We start from the raw sequence: 18,342 nt of genomic DNA, 5'->3' as shown, positions 1-18,342 counted from the left end.
GTTTGTGGCAGAATAACGCCCCTGTTTTCGCCGCCGCTGTGCGTCCGACGCCACACGCCTTTCAGGAAACGTAACGTGAAAATCCTTGTTGATGAAAATATGCCCTATGCCCGCGAGCTATTCAGCCGCTTGGGCGACGTCACTGCCGTGCCGGGACGACCTCTGCCGCTCGCCGCATTGGATGATGCCGATGCGCTGATGGTGCGTTCGGTCACCAAGGTCAATGCCGACTTACTGACGGGAAAATCGGTGAAGTTCGTCGGTTCGGCGACGGCGGGCACCGACCATGTCGACGAAACTTTCTTACAGCAGGCGGGCATTGCGTTCTCCGCCGCGCCGGGTTGCAACGCGATTGCCGTCGTCGAGTATGTCTTTTCCGCTCTGCTGGGACTGGCTGAGCGGGATGGTTTCTCGTTACGCGACCGCACCGTCGGCATTATCGGCGTGGGCAATGTGGGGGCACGTCTCAACGCGCGCCTTAAAGCATGGGGCGTCCGTACGTTGCTGTGCGATCCGCCGCGCGCCGATCGTGGTGATCAGGAGAACTTCCTCTCACTCGAAGAGGTCGCGGCTCAGGCCGACGTGCTGACGTTTCACACGCCGCTGTATAAAGACGGTCCTTACCAAACCTATCACAGCGTGGATGCGGATCTGCTGGATACGCTGGCGGAAGGCACCATTCTGATCAACGCCTGTCGTGGACCGGTCGTCGACAATGCGGCACTGCTTGAGGCGTTGGCGCGTGGAAAATCGCTCAGCGTGGTCCTGGATGTCTGGGAGCCGGAACCCGAGCTATCGACAGCGCTGCTGGACCGGGTGGACATCGGCACGTCACATATTGCCGGGTACACGCTGGAAGGCAAAGCGCGCGGCACGACGCAGGTTTTTGAAGCCTGGAGCCGCTTTATCGGCCAGCCGCAGCAGGTGGCGCTGTCTTCGCTGCTGCCCACGCCCGAAGTGACTTCCGTTACGCTGACTCAACCGCTGGATCAATCGCTGCTCAAACGTCTGGTTCATCTGGTTTACGACGTGCGTCGCGATGATGCGATGCTGCGCGGCGTCGCCCACATCAGCGGCGGGTTCGATCGTCTGCGTAAAACCTATCAGGAGCGCCGCGAATGGTCGTCGCTTCAGGTGATCTGCGCCGATCGCGACAGCGTCGAGCTGCTCAACCAACTGGGCTTCAGCGCCGTTTTTCAGGGCGATAACTGATCGCTCTATTCGTGAATAAACCTTTTTGTCCGGGCGATGTTGCTGTCGCCTGGCCTGTGTTATGAAAAATTTGGGGAGAAGAACCAAATGACCAATGGCTGGAATATAGCGCTGCTAGGCGCAACTGGCGCCGTCGGCACCGCGTTGCTGGAGCTATTGCAGGAACGTGAATTTCCAGTGGGAGAAATCTATCCGCTGGCGAGTGAGCATAGCGCGGGGGAAACCCTTCGTTTCAACGGCCGCTCTTGTCTGGTGACGAACGCGGAGGAATTCGACTGGTCGCAGGCGCAGCTGGCGTTTTTCGTCGCAGGCACCGAGGCGAGCGCCCGCTATGCGGACGAAGCGGGTAACTCTGGCTGTCTGGTGATCGACAGCAGCGGCTTGTTCGCGCAAGAACCGGATGTCCCTCTGGTTGTTCCGGGTGTGAACTCCCACGTGTTGGCGGATTATCGCAATCGCAACCTCGTGGCCGTGGCCGATAGTCTGACCAGCCAACTGCTGAGAGCGGTAAAGCCATTGACGGAACAGGCCGGACTTTCTCGTCTGCACGTCACCAACCTGCTGTCGGTTTCCGCGCGCGGTAAAGCGGCGGTCGACGATCTGGCCGGACAGAGCGCCCGTCTGCTAAACGGCATGCCGCCGGAAGCCGGGATGTTCCCGAAACAGCTGGCGTTCAACCTGTTGCCGCTGCTGCCGGATAGCGAAGGCAGTGTGATGCAAGAGCGTCGTCTGGTCGATCAGGTGCGTAAAGTCCTGCAGGACGACGGGCTGCCGATTGCGGTCAACTGTGTCCAGTCGCCGGTCTTCTACGGTCATGCGCAGGTGGTGCATATGGAAGGCATGCGTCCGCTCTCCGCGGAAGAAGCCCGCGAGGAGCTGCAACAGTCGGAAGATGTTTCAATCAGCGATGACGAAGACTACCCGACGCAGGTCGATGACGCTTCCGGCAACGTACAGCTCAGCGTGGGCTGCCTGCGCAACGATTATGGCATGCCGGAGCTGCTGCAGTTCTGGTCAGTGGCGGATAACGTGCGCTTTGGCGGCGCGTTGATGGCCGTTGAAACCGCCGAACTCCTGATTCAGGAGCATCTGGGGTAATCATGACAGTGTTGCAGGTTGCGGAAGACGTGGCGCCGCTGAAAATTGCCCTCGGAATTGAATATGACGGCAGCCGTTATTACGGCTACCAGCGTCAGGCAGAGGTCGACAGCGTCCAGCAATGTCTGGAAGCCGCGCTGTCTCAGGTCGCTGATGAGCCGATCACCGTGTTCTGCGCGGGACGGACCGATGCCGGGGTGCATGCCACCGGTCAGGTGGTGCATTTCACCACGCACGCCGTACGGAAAGACGCGGCCTGGACCATGGGCGTCAATACCCATCTGCCGCCGGATATCGCGGTGCGTTGGGTGAAGACGGTGGATGAGGAATTCCATGCCCGTTTCAGCGCCACCGCCCGACGCTATCGCTATCTGATTTACAATCACCGCTATCGCCCGGCCATTTTGTCGCACGGTATGACGCACTTTTATCATCCGCTCGACGCTGAGCGCATGGAGCGAGCGGGGCAGTGTTTGCTGGGGGAGAATGACTTTACCTCTTTCCGGGCGGTGCAGTGCCAGTCGCGTACGCCGTGGCGAAATGTAAAACATTTAAAGGTTGTGCGGCACGGCGCTTACATTGTGGTAGATATCAAGGCCAATGCCTTCGTGCACCATATGGTGCGCAATATTGTGGGCAGCCTGATGGAAATCGGGTGTGGAAATCGGCCTGAAAGCTGGATGGCGGAGCTGCTGGCGGCCAAAGATCGTAAGCTGGCCGCTGCGACGGCTAAGGCTGAGGGATTGTATCTGGTGGACGTGGATTATCCCGAGTCGTTCGGGCTGCCGTCCGTCCCGATGGGACCGCTGTTTTTACTTGATGATTGATTCGCTGCCGTTCGCCGAACTGCACGGTCTGATGATGGGTAACATAATGGAATTTATACACTTTATTATTGATTTTATTCTGCATATCGATGTGCACCTGGCCGAGCTGGTCGCGCAATACGGCGTTTGGATTTATGCGATCCTGTTTTTGATTTTGTTCTGTGAAACGGGTCTGGTGGTGACACCGTTTCTTCCCGGCGACTCGCTGCTGTTCGTCGCGGGGGCGCTGGCAGCGTTGCCGGGCAGCGTGCTGGATGTGCATCTGATGGTGGTGCTGATGGTTATCGCGGCCATTCTGGGCGATGCAGTCAATTACACCATCGGACGGCTGTTCGGTGAACGATTGTTCCGTAATCCCCACTCTCGGATCTTCCGTCGCAGCTATTTGGACAAGACCCACGAGTTTTACGGCCGTCACGGCGGGAAAACAATTATTCTGGCGCGGTTCGTGCCGATTGTGAGAACATTCGCGCCGTTTGTGGCGGGGATGGGGCACATGAGCTATCGACATTTTGCCCTCTTCAACGTCGCAGGCGCACTGCTGTGGGTGCTGCTGTTCACCTACGCCGGCTACCTGTTTGGGGATTTGCCGATTGTGCAGGACAATCTTAAACTCCTGATTGTGGGTATTATCTTTATTTCCATCCTGCCGGGCGTGATTGAGTTTTGGCGTCACAAACGGTCGGCTTCGCGTCAGAATGTGAAATAAGTAAAAATTATTTTAACATTCGGTGTGACCAGTTTTTTATCCACAGTATCGGGTCATTATGGTTTAATGGGCGGCACTTACGGCTATGTTCACGTGAACCGCTATAAATGCCCATGTCGTATCCCGCCCTTGGCGGATAAGGCATCGCTTTGTCGGCTGCGTCAGCAGAACATAATAAACGCTGAGCAGCGTACTGGCCTGTGGCCAGGTTCAAGCAGAAAGGTTATCAATGAGCTGGATTGAACGAATTCTAAATAAAAGTCATATCACACCGACCCGTCGGGCCAACATTCCTGAAGGCGTCTGGACTAAATGTGATAGTTGCGGTCAGGTACTTTACCGCGCCGAGTTGGAACGTAATCTGGAAGTCTGTCCGAAGTGCGACCATCATATGCGTCTATCCGCGCGTGCGCGTCTTCACGCTTTTCTGGATACAGAAAATACGGTTGAACTCGGTAGTGAACTGGAACCCAAGGACGTCCTGAAGTTCCGGGACTCCAAAAAGTATAAAGATCGTTTGGCTGCGGCACAGAAGCAGTCCGGCGAGAAAGATGCCATGGTCGTCATGAAAGGCACGCTCCACGGCATGCCTGTCGTGGGCGCGGCTTTCGAATTCTCCTTTATGGGAGGCTCGATGGCGTCTGTGGTCGGCGCGCGCTTTGTGCGTGCGGTAGAGCAAGCGCTGGAAGACAACTGCCCGCTGGTCTGCTTCTCCGCCAGCGGCGGCGCCCGTATGCAGGAAGCGCTGATGTCGCTGATGCAGATGGCGAAAACCAGTGCGGCACTGGCCAAAATGCGCGAGCGCGGCCTGCCTTACATCTCCGTGATGACGGACCCGACCATGGGGGGCGTCTCCGCCAGTCTGGCGATGCTGGGCGATCTGAATATCGCCGAGCCTAAAGCGCTGATCGGCTTCGCTGGTCCGCGTGTTATCGAACAGACGGTGCGTGAGAAACTGCCGCCAGGCTTCCAGCGCAGCGAGTTTCTGGTGGAAAAAGGCGCGATCGATATGATTATTCGTCGCCCTGATATGCGTTACAAGCTGGCGACGATCCTCGCCAAGCTGACGAACCACCCGGAACCGCAGCCTGAAGTGGAAGAGCCGCGGCCGACCGCTTCGTCTGAATCACAGGATGAAGCCTAACCGATGATGTACGGGGAGCACGGTTGCGACGTGCTCCGTCGCTCCCTGTATCAATGAACCGTAAGTAAGCGAGCGGGTCTCATGGATAATCTTCAAACACCTAAAGCCACGTCGCCTTTGGCCACGTGGCTTTATTATCTGGAACACCTGCACGCGCAGGCCATCGACCTTGGCCTGGACCGCATCAAACAGGTGGCCGACTCTCTTCAACTTCGCCAGCCCGCCAATACTGTCTTCACCGTCGCAGGCACTAACGGCAAAGGCACAACTTGCCGTACGCTGGAGTCCATTCTGTTAGCCGCTGGGCTGCGGGTGGGCGTCTACAGCTCGCCTCATCTACTGCGCTACACCGAGCGCGTTCGCATTCAGGGCGAAGAATTGCCGGAAGCCATGCACAGCGAGGCGTTTGCCGTCGTTGAAGCTGGGCGCGATAACGTCTCTTTGACCTATTTCGAGTACGGCACGCTGGCGGCGTTGCAGCTTTTCAAGCAGGCGCAGCTGGATGTCGTGATCCTGGAGGTCGGCTTAGGCGGTCGTCTGGATGCGACCAATATTGTGGACTCGGACGTCGCTGTCGTGACCAGCATCGCTATCGATCATACTGACTGGCTCGGCCATGATCGCGAAAGCATCGGCCGTGAAAAAGCCGGGATCTTTCGTCACGGCAAACCAGCCGTCGTCGGCGAACCGGACATGCCCGTCTCGATTGCGAACGTCGCGAATGAGAAAGGCGCGCAGCTGCTGCGTCGCGATGTCGACTGGCGGTACGGGATGGAAGAAGGCGGTTGGTTCTGGGAAAACGCGCAGGGACGTCTGAGCCGCCTGCCTTTACCGAATGTACCGCAGCCAAACGCCGCGACGGCGCTTGCCGCATTGAACGCATCGCCGTTAAATGTTGATGAGAACGCACTGCGTACCGGCCTGCGAGACGCCACCTTACCGGGGCGCTTCCAGATTGCCGGCGATAAGCCGTTGCTGATTTTGGATGTGGCGCACAACCCTCATGCGGCGGCCTATTTGTCCGAACGTTTGGCGGCGTTGCCTCCGCACGGTGCCGTAAGAGCCGTGGTCGGAATGCTGTCCGACAAAGATATCGCCAGCACGCTGGAGCAGCTTAAACCGCTGGTGGATGTGTGGTATTGCGCGCCGCTGGAAGGCCCGCGCGGCGCTAGCGTGGATCTGCTCGCTCAGCATCTTGAGGGCAGCCGTTCGTATCCTGATGTCGTCTCCGCCTGGCGAGAGGCGATGCAGGACGCCGATGAGCACGACGTGGTCGTGGTTTGCGGCTCCTTTCACACCGTAGCGCATGTGATGTCCGCGCTTGAAGAAGGAGCGGCGGATGGCGAGTAAATTTCAAAATCGTCTGGTCGGCACCGTCATTTTGGTCGCGCTGGGCGTGATCGTGCTGCCGGGCCTGCTGGACGGTAAGAAAAAACATTATCAGGACGAGTTTGCCGCTATTCCTCTGGTGCCGAAGCCGGAAGATACGCTGGAAGCGGAGTCGCTACCGCCTATCACGCAGTCCCTGACGGCCCAGTCGCCGGACAGCACGACGATGCCTGATGCGGATGATAGCGGCGAGGAGATGGAGAGCGCCGATCGTGCGGCGAATAGCGCGCCTGATACCGTAGCGCCTCAAAACGCGGCTCCGCCTGCCGCGACGCGGCCTTCCGCGCCCTCTGCCACACCGGTCATTCCGCCTCCGGTAAAATCCGAGCCGAAACCCAAGCCGGAAGTGAAACCAGAAGCCAAGCCGAAGCCCGAGGTTAAACCTGTGCCGAAACCGGTAGAGAATAAACCGGCTGCCGCGCCGCAGGCTCCGGCGGGACAGGCTTTCGTCGTGCAGTTAGGCGCATTGAAAAATGCGGACAAGGTCAATGAAATCGTCGCCAAGCTGAGACTCTCCGGATTCCGGGCTTACACGGTGCCGTCTTCACCCGTGTCCGGGCAGATCACGAGGATTTATGTAGGACCGGACGCCTCGAAGCAGAAGCTACAGTCTTCGCTTGGCGAACTGCAGCAGATCAGCGGGCTGAGCGGGCAGGTCAAAGCGGCGCATTAGCGCGGGACGACGTCATGAGGATGCCGGGCTGGCAGACAGCGTTGCGGATAAAACCGGTCGCCGTCGCCTTGCCTGCTGCGGTATCTTCATGGCCCGTCAGTGGTTTTTTCGTTGGCTGATTGATTGGCGAAGATAGGGCGGAATTCCGGTACGCAAACGTTTTCTTTTTCTGTTAGAATGCGCCGCGAACAGGATGAGCCGCGCATGTCGATGGTTATTGTTCATTGAGTAGGATAGTTCATGGTTTGGGTGGATTACGTCATTATCGGCATTATCGGGTTCTCGGCTCTGGTCAGTTTGATTCGAGGATTTGTCCGTGAAGCGCTGTCGCTGGTTACCTGGGGATGTGCGTTTTTCATTGCCAGTCACTACTATGGCTATCTGGCGGGATACTTCACCCGCTTTGAAGATGAACTGGTTCGCAACGGCATCGCTATCGCCATTCTGTTTATTGCGACGTTGATTGTGGGAGCCATCGTCAATTATGCGATGGGCTCTCTGGTTGAGCGAACCGGGCTGTCGGGCACCGATCGTGTGTTGGGCGTTTGCTTTGGCGCCTTGCGCGGGGTTTTGATTGTCTCTGCGATCTTGTTCTTTCTGGACACCTTCACCGGGTTTTCCCAGAGCGCCGACTGGAAGCAATCCCAGTTGATCCCGCAGTTCAGCTATATCATCAGGTGGTTCTTTGACTACCTGCAAAGCACGTCGAGTTTCTTGCCGCGGCACCTCTAGTCGCGGTAGCGCTGATGAGGAAAAGACAACATGTGCGGTATTGTCGGTATCGCCGGCTTCACGCCGGTCAACCAGTCGATTTATGACGCGTTAACGGTGTTACAACACCGTGGGCAGGATGCCGCAGGCATCGTTACGATAGATGCTCATCACTGTTTCCGCCTGCGTAAGGCGAACGGTCTGGTCAAAGACGTTTTTGAAGCACGGCACATGCAACGCCTGCAGGGGAATATGGGGCTTGGCCATGTGCGTTATCCCACGGCGGGCAGTTCCAGCGCGTCTGAAGCGCAGCCTTTTTACGTCAACTCTCCTTTCGGAATTACCCTGGCCCATAACGGCAACCTGACCAACGCGCACGAGCTGCGTCAGAAGCTGTTCGAACAGGGCCGTCGGCACGTCAACACGACGTCTGATTCAGAAATTCTGCTCAATATTTTCGCTAAAGAACTGGACCGCTTTCAGCACTATCCGCTGGAGCCTGACAACATTTTCGCCGCCGTTGCCGCGATGCATCAGCAAATCCGCGGCGCCTATGCCTGCGTCAGCATGATTATCGGGCACGGATTGGTGGCCTTCCGCGATCCTAACGGTATTCGTCCGCTGGTCATCGGCAAGCGCACGCTGGAAGACGGACGCAACGAATATATGGTGGCGTCCGAAAGCGTGGCGCTGGACACGCTAGGCTTTGAGTTCCTGCGAGATGTCGCGCCGGGCGAGGCGATTTACATCACGGACAAAGGCCAGCTGTTCACTCGTCAGTGCGCGGAAAATCCCAAGCATCATCCGTGCCTGTTCGAGTACGTCTATTTCGCGCGCCCCGACTCGTTCATCGACAAAATTTCGGTCTACAGCGCTCGTGTGCGGATGGGGCAGAAACTGGGCGAGAAAATTGCACGGTGCTGGGAAGATTTAGATATCGACGTGGTGATTCCTATCCCGGAAACTTCCTGCGATATCGCGCTGGAAATTGCCCGCATTATCGATAAGCCTTACCGTCAGGGGTTTGTGAAAAACCGCTACGTTGGCCGGACCTTCATCATGCCGGGTCAGCAGACGCGGATTAAATCTGTGCGCCGTAAGCTGAACGCCAACCGCGCGGAATTCCGTGATAAAAATGTGCTGTTGGTGGATGATTCCATCGTACGCGGAACCACGTCTCAACAGATTGTCGAGATGGCAAGGGATGCTGGCGCGAAGCGCGTATACCTCGCCTCCGCCGCCCCGGAAATTCGCTTCCCGAACGTCTATGGTATCGATATGCCGAGCGTGAACGAACTGATTGCCCACGGTCGCGAAGTGGATGAAATTTGCCAGCTTATCGGTGCGGACGCTCTGATTTTCCAGGATCTGTCCGATCTGGTCGAGGCCGTGCGGGACGACAATCCGGATATTACCCAGTTCGAATGCTCTGTTTTCAACGGCATTTATGTCACGCATGATGTGGATCAGGGCTATCTGGACTATCTTGAAGGTCTGCGCAATGACGACGCTCAGGTGCTGCGCAGCAAGAGTGAAGTCGAAGATCTGGAGATGCACAACGAAGGCTGATGGAAGGGTCTACGTGTTCTCCAGTAAGGGAGTGCCTATCGGTGCTCCCTTTATTTTTGCATCTTGCCAATCATGGATGGATACGGCACAGTCTGCGCTGACGATGTTTTTGCAGGGTTGTCCTGTCTGAGGAAAGGTATGAAGCGACTGATTATTGGTATTTCCGGCGCCAGCGGGGTGGTTTACGGCGTACGCCTGTTACAGGTGCTGCAGCCGTTACCCGAGATTGAAACCCATTTGGTGATGAGCCCGGCCGCGCGACAGACGCTGGCCCTGGAAACCGATCTCAGCGTGCGCGACGTTCAATCTCTGGCGGATGTCGTGCATGATTGCCGTGACATCGCCGCCAGTATCTCCTCCGGTTCTTTTAAAACCACCGGTATGGTGATTTTGCCATGCTCGATTAAAACGCTGTCCGGCATTGCGCACAGCTATACCGACAGCCTGCTGACCCGCGCGGCAGACGTCATGTTGAAAGAGCGGCGTCCTTTGGTGCTGTGCGTACGGGAAACGCCGATGCATGTGGGCCACCTGCGCTTGATGACGACGGCAGCCGAAATGGGCGCGATTATGATGCCGCCGGTGCCTGCGTTTTATCACCGCCCGCAAACTGTGCAAGAAATCATCGATCAGACCGTCAATCGCGTGCTCGACCAATTCGATATCTCTCTGCCCGAAGATCTGTTTACCCGCTGGGGTAGTACACAATAGATTGATTTTAAACTATAAAAAACACAAGGCGCGGGTTTTTCTCGAACAGACCTTCATTGTATTCGTGCCTTATTATGTGGCATTGCTCTTTTTCGGTGCGGTCATCTGCTTTGTCATGGTGCGAATTATTACCCTCCCTACCTTTTCTCTGTTCGCTCTGCCGATATGCCCGTGGTAATCAATTGATTCTATGGGTAGAAAACCGCGTGTGTTGCTCTGTTACTTGCGCTTGACCCTTCTCAATAAAGTGGCATGAAAACTGCAGCGGTAAAGTCCGTAACTACACACATGACAGGCACGATAGCGTTAGCGATTAAAAAAGCATTTAAATCTAATCGCTCGTGTCGCTGTTCCATCACTCGTGATAAGGGTAACTCGATGAAAAGCGGATTGAAATTTCTACCTTTGGCGTTAATTTTAGCGGCAGGCACCGCCTTCGCGGCCGTCCCGAAAGAGATCAAAATTGGTACGGACCCGACCTACGCGCCGTTTGAATCCAAAAACGCCAGCGGCGAACTGATTGGTTTCGACATCGATCTGGCTAAAGAGATGTGTAAGCGTATGGAAACCCAGTGTACGTTCGTTGAGAGCGACTTCGATTCGCTGATCCCTTCGCTGAAGGCGAAGAAAATTGACGCCATCATCTCTTCACTCTCTATCACGCAAAAACGTCTGCAGGAAATCGCATTCACCCAAAAACTGTATGCCGCCAATGCGCGTCTGATCGCGCCTAAAGGGTCTGCAATTCAGCCTACGCTGGATGCTCTGCGCGGTAAACGCGTCGGCGTTTTGCAAGCGTCCACCCAGGAGTCTTACGCCAACATCCATTGGCAGCCGAAGGGCGTGGATATCGTCGCCTATCAAAACCAGGATCTGATCTATGCCGATCTGGTGGCGGGGCGTATCGATGCCGCTTTCCAGGATGAAGTCGCGGCGAGCGAAGGTTTCCTGAAACAGGACGCGGGCAAAGACTACGCGTTTGCCGGACCGGCAGTGAAAGATAATGCGTTGTTCGGCGTGGGCACCGGCATGGGGTTGCGTAAAGATGAAACTGAGCTGAAAGCCGCGTTGGACAAGGCTTTCGATTCCATGCGCAAAGACGGTACCTACGACAAACTGGCGAAAAAATATTTCGATTTCAATGTCTACGGCGACTAATCGCTATGGATATGGCGACTGCCCGCGATGCGGGCAGTCGTTCTGCTCTCTCTAGAACGGATATCACTGATGCTGCATGGCTACTCTGAACTCATTATTGAGGGTTCACGCCTGACGCTGCAACTGGCCGTCTGCTCGTTGCTATTGTCACTGGCGATCGGTCTGATCGGCGCCAGCGCCAAACTGTCTTCCAGCCGGTTGCTGTCCGGCGTTTTCACCGGCTATACCACCTTGATTCGCGGCATCCCCGATTTAGTGCTGATGCTGCTGATTTTCTATGGCTTACAGATTGTGCTGAACGATGTGACGGAAATATTGGGCATGTCGCAAATCGATATCGATCCGATGGCGGCGGGCATCATTACGCTGGGCTTTATCTATGGCGCATATTTTACCGAGACGTTTCGCGGCGCTTATCTCGCCGTTTCACGCGGGCAGATTGAGGCGGCCATCGCTTTCGGCTTCACGCCGCTACAGGTCTTCCGACGCATTATGTTCCCCTCGATGATGCGTTTTGCGCTACCGGGAATTGGCAACAACTGGCAGGTGATTTTGAAAGCGACGGCGCTCGTTTCCCTGTTGGGACTGAACGATGTCATCAAAGCGACGCAACTGGCGGGGAAGGGCACGCATGAGCCGTTCTATTTCGCGATGGTCGCCGGAGCGATGTACCTGATTTTTACCACTGTCTCCAATGGCGTGTTGTGGTGGTTAGAGCGACGCTATTCGCAGGGAGTGAAAAAAGTCAGCTATGAGTGAGATCCTGCAACAATATTGGCAGTCCCTGCTGTGGAGCGACGGCTATCGTATGACCGGGCTGGCGATGACGCTGTGGCTACTGATTATCTCGGTCGTGATCGGCGGCGTCCTGGCCATTCCGCTGGCGGTGGCGCGCGTCTCGCCTCGGCGGCGTTTTCGTCTGCCGGTCTGGACGTTTACCTACCTTTTTCGCGGTACGCCGCTGTATGTGCAGCTGCTGGTGTTCTACACCGGGGTTTACAGTCTGGAAATCGTTCGCGGCACGGACATGTTGAACGCTTTTTTCCGCAGTGGAATGAACTGCGCCGTGCTGGCGCTGGCGCTAAATACCTGCGCCTATACCACTGAGATTTTTGCCGGTGCCATCCGCGCGATCCCCAGCGGGGAACTCGAAGCGGCGCGGGCCTACGGCTTTTCCCGTTTCAAGCAGTATCGCTGCATCATTTTGCCCGGCGCGCTGCGTATCGCGCTGCCGGCGTACAGCAACGAAGTGATTTTGATGCTGCACTCGACGGCGCTGGCGTTCACTGTGACGGTGCCGGATATTTTGAAAATCGCTCGCGACATCAACGCCGCCACCTATCAGCCGTTTTATGCCTTTGGCATCGCGGCCGTGATGTATCTCGCGATTTCGTTCGTGCTCATCGGCCTGTTCCGTAAAGCCGAGCGTCGTTGGTTACGTCATCTTAATACCCGTGCTACACACTAAAATGCAGGAAAAGAACATGCAGGACACCAAGCTGGTGGTGACAGAGCTCCATAAGCGTTATGGAGAGCACGAAGTACTGAAGGGAGTCTCATTACAGGCCAGGGCGGGTGACGTTATTTCAATTATTGGTTCATCAGGGTCGGGTAAAAGTACGTTATTACGTTGCATCAATTTTCTGGAGCGACCCTATGAGGGGGCCATTCATGTCAATGGACAGGAAATCCGGATGGTGCGCGATAAAGACGGGCAGCTAAAAATATTTGATAAGAAACAGCTCCAGCTGTTGCGGACGCGCTTAACCATGGTGTTCCAGCATTTCAACCTGTGGAGCTTCATGACTGCGCGGGAAAATGTCATGGAAGCGCCGGTACAGGTGTTGGGGTTGAGCAAGACCGAGGCGCGACAACGGGCCGAGTTTTACCTGAATAAAGTCGGGATCACCGGCGCGTCGCAGGATCGCTATCCCGCTGACCTCTCCGGCGGACAGCAACAGCGCGTGTCGATTGCCCGTGCGTTGGCGATGGAGCCGGACGTGCTGCTGTTTGATGAACCCACCTCGGCGCTGGACCCGGAACTGGTGGGCGAGGTGCTGCGCATCATGCAGCAGCTGGCGGAAGAAGGAAAAACGATGGTGGTGGTGACGCATGAAATGGAGTTCGCTCGCCATGTTTCAAACCACGTCATTTTTCTGCATCAGGGCGTGGTGGAAGAAGAGGGGACGCCGGAGCAGCTGTTCGGTAACCCGCAGAGTCCGCGCCTGAAGCAGTTTCTGTCAGGCGCGTTGAAGTAGCCGCGTTCGGAGATCGCCGCTTCAGCCGGTATGGTTAATCAGATTATCGAGCGCCTCATCCAGTTCGAAGAAGCGAAAACCGAAGCCGGCGTCTTCCAGCCGTTGGGGAACTGCGCGTTGTCCGTCGAGGATCAGCGTCGCCGCTTCTCCCATCATCAGCTTCAACGCGAAGGCGGGGGCGCGCAGGATGCCGGGCCGATGCAGCACGTTGGCCAATATCGCGCTGAACTTCTCGTTGCGTGCCGGGTAGGGCGAACAGAAGTTGAAGGGACCGCGTAGTCCGGGCGAGTCCAGCAAGTAAAGAATCCCGTTCACCATATCGTCAATATGAATCCAGGCCATGTACTGCTTGCCTGACCCCATTGGTCCGCCCAATCCCAATCGAAAAATCGGCAGCATTTTTGCCAGCGCGCCGCCCTCGGTGGACAGCACGATACCCGTACGGACCAGACAAACGCGCGTTTTGTCGCTTTCCGCTGCCTGAGCCAATGCTTCCCAGCGGGCGCACAGGCGGTGGGTAAATTCATCGTGTGGCGTTTCATCTTCGGTCACCAGCGCCTGTCCCTGATTGCCGTAATACCCGACGGCTGAACCGGAAATCAGCACTGAAGGCGGTGTCGAACTGTTCTTGATCAGCGTCGCCAACTGTTCGGTCAGCTTCCAGCGGCTTTGGCAGAGCAGCTCTTTCTGTTCGGACGTCCAACGCTTGTCGGCAATCGGCGCACCGGCCAGATTGATGACGGCATCGAATTCATCCAAGGACGTTTTCCCTTCCAGACTAGGCCAGTAATTCACCTGATCGCCTAACGCGCGGCGCGCTTTTTCCGGGCTGCGAGTCAGCACCGTAATCGTATGTGAGAGCGTGAGTAGCCGCTGAATCAGGTACCGGCCAATGAGCCCGGTTCCACCGGTGATTAAAAGTCGCATTCTGAAGCCTCGCTGTCTGTCGAAATGAGGTCATCGCCGTAACCTACAAAAGAGAATCTGAGAGTAAGTATAAGGGAGCATGCTCTTTTTGCTGCCGTTGTCAGCGATTTAGCGAGGCTTATCGCACGCTTTTAATCCTCTTCGCTTGAATAGTGAGTAAACCGACAAACTTTGCCGTTATTAGCCGCTCAGCATCGCGGGGGTTTTTGGTAAACTCAACCGTAGGACAGATTACGATCCTTTGGGAGTACGCTATGAAACTGATGTTCGCCTCCGACCTGCATGGTTCGCTGGCCGCCACGGAAAAAGTGCTGGACACCTTCGAACAATCTGATGCTCATTGGTTGATTCTGCTGGGCGATTTTCTGAATCACGGCCCGCGGAATCCGCTACCGGAAAACTATCAACCGGCGCAGGTGGCCGCACGGCTTAACGAGTATGCGTCCCGCATCATCGCCGTACGGGGCAACTGCGACAGCGAAGTCGACCAGATGCTGCTGAATTTCCCGATCACTGCGCCCTGGCAACACGTTCTGTTGCCGACACATCGACTCTTTCTGACTCACGGTCATCTGTATCATCCAGACCAGCGACCGCCGTTAAATCCCGGCGATGTGCTGGCTTACGGTCATACGCATATTCCTGTGGCGGAGCGACGCGACGAGATTTACTGCTTCAACCCCGGTTCCGTCAGCCTGCCCAAAGGCGGCTACCCGGCCAGCTACGGTCTGTTGGATGAGGGATTGTTGCGGGTTGTGCCATTGGATGGGGGTGCCCCTATTGCGCAGGTGGCGATTACACACTAATTTAGCTTTACGCTTCTTGAAGGTCGCGGTGTCGTCAGTACCTTATGCTCGCGTGCTGTAGAGACCAGACCGTGGTTTCATGCCTGGCGGTAAGAAAAATAATGCGCGTATCACTAGATCGCGTGAAACGCAGCCGGGTCCGATTATTTATTAACAAGTGCGCGTGAAATCGCGTCAAGGCAAGGGTTTCAGAGGATGGCGGAACAAATTCAGACCACGGGTACAGAGTGGGTGGATATCGTTAGCGAAGATAACGAAGTCATCGGGCAGGCTAGCCGTCAGCAGATGCGCGCTCAACGTTTGCGCCATCGCGCGACCTACATCGTGGTTCATAACGGGATGGGGCAAGTGCTGGCTCAGCGTCGTACGGACACCAAGGATTTTTATCCGGGGTGGCTGGATGCCACGGCTGGCGGCGTGGTGCAGAGCGGCGAAAATATGCTGGAGTCTGCCCGTCGTGAAGCCGAAGAAGAACTGGGCATTGCTGGCGTCCCGCTGGCTGAGCATGGTCTGTTTTACTACGAAAGCGACGACTGCCGCGTGTGGGGCGCGTTGTTTAGCTGCGTGAGCCACGGTCCGTTTGCACTTCAGGAAGAAGAAGTGGCGGAAGTCAGCTGGTTGACGCCGGAAGAGATTACGGCGCGTTGCGACGAGTTCACGCCGGATTCGCTGAAGGCGCTGTCGCTGTGGCTCAGCCGTAATACGGCCGGTGAACGTATGGCATCTGCACCACGCGTGGCGAAACCGCAGATCGATAAAACGCCGAAGGCGGACGACGGTGCGCCGGAAGTGACCGACGAGGCATAAGCACGCTCAGCGGATATTTCTTCCAGGAAGAATGACGGGGGCAGTTCGCCCCTTTCATATTGCCACGACTGAAACACCTTCGCAGGCCGGAGCGCCAACATCAGGATCGGGGCAATAAAAAAACGCCAGTTCAGGAATGAACTGGCGTTTTTGTGCGTGGTTAACGCGTTAGCTTACTGTGCGATCTGCGTTGCCTGAATGGCGGTCAGCGCGACGGTGTAGACGATATCGTCAACCAGTGCGCCGCGAGACAGGTCGTTCACCGGCTTACGCATACCCTGCAGCATCGGCCCAATGGAAATCAGGTCAGCGGAGCGCTGTACGGCTTTGTAAGTGGTGTTACCGGTGTTCAGATCCGGGAAGATGAACACGGTAGCCTGACCGGCAACCGGTGAGTTCGGCGCTTTGGACTTCGCAACGTCAGCCATGATGGCGGCGTCATACTGCAACGGGCCGTCGATGATCAGATCAGGACGTTTTTCCTGAGCGATACGGGTCGCGTCACGGACTTTTTCAACGTCGCTGCCTGCGCCGGAATTACCGGTGGAGTAGGAGATCATCGCAACACGCGGATCGACGCCAAACGCAGCGGCGGAATCGGCGGACTGGATGGCGATTTCTGCCAGCTGTTCAGCGGTCGGATCCGGGTTGATGGCGCAGTCGCCATAAACCAGAACCTGTTCCGGCAGCAGCATGAAGAACACGGAAGACACCAGAGAGCTGCCCGGCGCCGTTTTGATCAGCTGCAGCGGCGGACGGATGGTGTTGGCTGTGGTGTGAACCGCACCGGAAACCAGACCGTCAACTTCGTTCTGCTCCAGCATCAGCGTACCCAGTACGACGTTGTCTTCCAGCTGTTCGCGGGCGACGACTTCGGTCATGCCTTTGTTTTTACGCAGTTCGACCAGACGCGGTACATAGCGTTCGCGAACGGCGACCGGATCAACGATTTCGATGCCCTGACCCAGCTCTACGCCCTGAACGGCGGCGACGCGCTGGATCTCTTCCGGATTACCCAGCAGGACGCAGTGAGCGATACCGCGTTCGGCACAAATGGCCGCCGCTTTGATGGTACGCGGCTCGTCGCCTTCCGGCAGAACAATGCGTTTACCGGCTTTACGCGCCAGTTCGGTCAACTGGTAACGGAAGGCTGGCGGAGACAGGCGGCGAGAGCCTTCAGAGGCGGCAGACAGAGACTCGATCCACTCGGTGTTGATGTAGCGGGCGATATATTCCTGTACTTTTTCCACACGCTGGTGGTCGTCGGCAGGCACTTCCAGGCTGAAGCTCTGCAGCGTCAGCGAGGTCTGCCAGGTATTGGTCTCTACCATGAAGACAGGCAGGCCAGTCTGGAATGCGCGTTCGCACAGGGCGCTGATGCTCGGGTCCATTTCGTAGCCGCCGGTCAGCAGCAGGGCGCCGATTTCCACGCCGTTCATTGCCGCCAGGCTAGCAGCAACCAGAACGTCAGGACGGTCTGCTGAAGTCACCAGCAGGGAACCCGGACGGAAGTGCTCCAGCATGTTAGGAATGCTACGTGCGCAGAAGGTCACGGATTTAATGCGGCGCGTTTCGATATCGCCAGCATTGATCACGCGGGCGTTCAGATGTTTGGCCATATCCACTGCGCGAGTGGCGATCAGGTCAAAGCTCCACGGAATGCAGCCCAGTACCGGCAGCGGGCTGTTGGCGAACAGCTGCTTAGGATCGATATTGGCGACGCTTGCCTTGTTGGAGTCATCGAAGATTTCCGACAGATCCGGGCGAGTACGGCCTTGTTCGTCCACCGGTGCGTTCAGCTTGTTGATGATGACGCCGGTGATGTTCTGATTTTTGCTGCCGCCGAAGCTGGAGCGAGCCAGTTCGATGCGCTCTTTCAGCTGATCCGCAGAATCGTTGCCCAGCGCGGTGACGAACACGATTTCCGCATTCAGCGTTTTGGCAATTTCATAGTTCAGCGCGTTGGCGAACTGATGCTTACGGGTAGGAACCAGACCTTCTACCAGTACCACGTCGGCATCTTGGGTGTTTTCGTGGTAGCGGGCGATGATCTCTTCCAGCAGAACGTCCTGCTGGTTGGAGCTCAGCAGCGATTCCACGTGGCTCATCTGCAGCGGTTCTGCGGCATTGATTGCAGAATTGGCGCGGATGATCGCGGTGGTCTGATCCAGCACCTGTTCTTCAGAACGCGGCTGGGCGATAGGTTTGAACAAGCTCAGGCGGACGCCTTTCTGCTCCATGGAACGAATGACACCCAGGCTGACGCTGGTCAGACCCACACTGGTGCCAGTAGGAATCAACATGATTGTACGGGACACGGCTTAACCTCTTTGCGGTTGCTCG

18 protein-coding genes are annotated in these 18,342 nt (G+C 56.6%); 16 read left to right on the top strand and 2 right to left on the bottom strand.

Annotated elements, in window-relative coordinates:
- The first annotated feature begins 75 nt into the window (after positions 1-75).
- From pdxB to hisP, 14 genes are all read left to right on the top strand, one after another.
- Positions 76-1,212, top strand: a complete 1,137-nt coding sequence (pdxB, locus tag CKQ53_RS17000; protein ID WP_094117399.1) for a 4-phosphoerythronate dehydrogenase PdxB — start codon at positions 76-78, stop codon at positions 1,210-1,212.
- 87 nt (positions 1,213-1,299) lie between these two features.
- The gene (locus CKQ53_RS16995) at positions 1,300-2,310 is read left to right on the top strand and encodes an aspartate-semialdehyde dehydrogenase (protein ID WP_085652075.1); all 1,011 of its coding nucleotides are present in this window, start codon (positions 1,300-1,302) and stop codon (positions 2,308-2,310) included.
- A 2-nt stretch (positions 2,311-2,312) separates the two neighbouring features.
- On the top strand, positions 2,313-3,137 hold the full coding sequence (truA, locus tag CKQ53_RS16990; RefSeq protein WP_094117400.1) for a tRNA pseudouridine(38-40) synthase TruA: 825 nt from the start codon (positions 2,313-2,315) through the stop codon (positions 3,135-3,137).
- 46 nt (positions 3,138-3,183) lie between these two features.
- The gene (locus CKQ53_RS16985; RefSeq protein ID WP_085652096.1) at positions 3,184-3,846 is read left to right on the top strand and encodes a DedA family protein; all 663 of its coding nucleotides are present in this window, start codon (positions 3,184-3,186) and stop codon (positions 3,844-3,846) included.
- A gap of 229 nt (positions 3,847-4,075) precedes the next feature.
- Positions 4,076-4,990: an acetyl-CoA carboxylase, carboxyltransferase subunit beta gene (gene accD / locus CKQ53_RS16980; protein ID WP_085652073.1), complete on the top strand. Its 915-nt coding sequence runs from the start codon at positions 4,076-4,078 to the stop codon at positions 4,988-4,990.
- 81 nt (positions 4,991-5,071) lie between these two features.
- Entirely contained in the window at positions 5,072-6,340 is a 1,269-nt protein-coding gene (gene folC, locus CKQ53_RS16975) for a bifunctional tetrahydrofolate synthase/dihydrofolate synthase (protein ID WP_094117401.1), read from the top strand.
- Entirely contained in the window at positions 6,330-7,052 is a 723-nt protein-coding gene (gene dedD, locus CKQ53_RS16970) for a cell division protein DedD (protein ID WP_094117402.1), read from the top strand. Before folC ends, dedD begins: the two co-directional genes overlap by 11 nt.
- A 240-nt stretch (positions 7,053-7,292) precedes the next feature.
- Entirely contained in the window at positions 7,293-7,784 is a 492-nt protein-coding gene (gene cvpA / locus CKQ53_RS16965) for a colicin V production protein (protein ID WP_094117403.1), read from the top strand.
- Positions 7,785-7,814: 30 nt separating this feature from the next.
- On the top strand, positions 7,815-9,332 hold the full coding sequence (gene purF / locus CKQ53_RS16960; RefSeq protein ID WP_085652069.1) for an amidophosphoribosyltransferase: 1,518 nt from the start codon (positions 7,815-7,817) through the stop codon (positions 9,330-9,332).
- Between the two features lie 138 nt (positions 9,333-9,470).
- Positions 9,471-10,043, top strand: a complete 573-nt coding sequence (locus CKQ53_RS16955) for a UbiX family flavin prenyltransferase (RefSeq protein ID WP_085652068.1) — start codon at positions 9,471-9,473, stop codon at positions 10,041-10,043.
- 378 nt (positions 10,044-10,421) lie between these two features.
- A complete protein-coding gene (locus CKQ53_RS16950; protein WP_085652067.1) occupies positions 10,422-11,201 on the top strand; it encodes a lysine/arginine/ornithine ABC transporter substrate-binding protein in 780 nt (259 codons plus the stop codon).
- Between the two features lie 69 nt (positions 11,202-11,270).
- The gene (locus tag CKQ53_RS16945) at positions 11,271-11,960 is read left to right on the top strand and encodes a histidine ABC transporter permease HisQ (RefSeq protein ID WP_085652066.1); all 690 of its coding nucleotides are present in this window, start codon (positions 11,271-11,273) and stop codon (positions 11,958-11,960) included.
- Complete coding sequence (locus CKQ53_RS16940; protein ID WP_085652065.1) at positions 11,953-12,669, top strand: ABC transporter permease; 717 nt, start codon at positions 11,953-11,955, stop codon at positions 12,667-12,669. The genes CKQ53_RS16945 and CKQ53_RS16940 overlap by 8 nt, the downstream gene beginning before the upstream one ends.
- Positions 12,670-12,685: 16 nt before the next feature.
- Complete coding sequence (gene hisP / locus CKQ53_RS16935) at positions 12,686-13,459, top strand: histidine ABC transporter ATP-binding protein HisP (RefSeq protein ID WP_094117404.1); 774 nt, start codon at positions 12,686-12,688, stop codon at positions 13,457-13,459.
- A gap of 21 nt (positions 13,460-13,480) precedes the next feature.
- Here the strand turns inward: hisP and CKQ53_RS16930 are convergent, their stop codons facing one another.
- Entirely contained in the window at positions 13,481-14,386 is a 906-nt protein-coding gene (locus CKQ53_RS16930) for a TIGR01777 family oxidoreductase (RefSeq protein ID WP_094117405.1), read from the bottom strand.
- A 254-nt stretch (positions 14,387-14,640) separates the two neighbouring features.
- Here CKQ53_RS16930 and yfcE point away from each other — a divergent pair, with 254 nt between their 5' ends.
- Both yfcE and yfcD read left to right on the top strand, forming a co-directional pair.
- Positions 14,641-15,192: a phosphodiesterase gene (yfcE, locus tag CKQ53_RS16925; RefSeq protein WP_094117406.1), complete on the top strand. Its 552-nt coding sequence runs from the start codon at positions 14,641-14,643 to the stop codon at positions 15,190-15,192.
- 195 nt (positions 15,193-15,387) lie between these two features.
- The gene (yfcD, locus tag CKQ53_RS16920) at positions 15,388-15,999 is read left to right on the top strand and encodes an NUDIX hydrolase YfcD (RefSeq protein ID WP_094117407.1); all 612 of its coding nucleotides are present in this window, start codon (positions 15,388-15,390) and stop codon (positions 15,997-15,999) included.
- Between the two features lie 173 nt (positions 16,000-16,172).
- On the opposite strand, the gene pta is transcribed toward yfcD, so the two are convergent.
- Positions 16,173-18,317 (bottom strand): phosphate acetyltransferase, encoded by a 2,145-nt coding sequence (gene pta / locus CKQ53_RS16915; RefSeq protein ID WP_094117408.1) that lies wholly within the window; start codon positions 18,315-18,317, stop codon positions 16,173-16,175.
- Between the last annotated feature and the right edge of the window lie 25 nt (positions 18,318-18,342).

The organism is Lonsdalea britannica (genome assembly GCF_003515985.1).
GTDB lineage: Bacteria > Pseudomonadota > Gammaproteobacteria > Enterobacterales > Enterobacteriaceae > Lonsdalea > Lonsdalea britannica.
The sequence above is the reverse complement of the archived record's forward strand: the minus strand, read 5'-3'. Positions and strand labels throughout refer to the sequence as shown.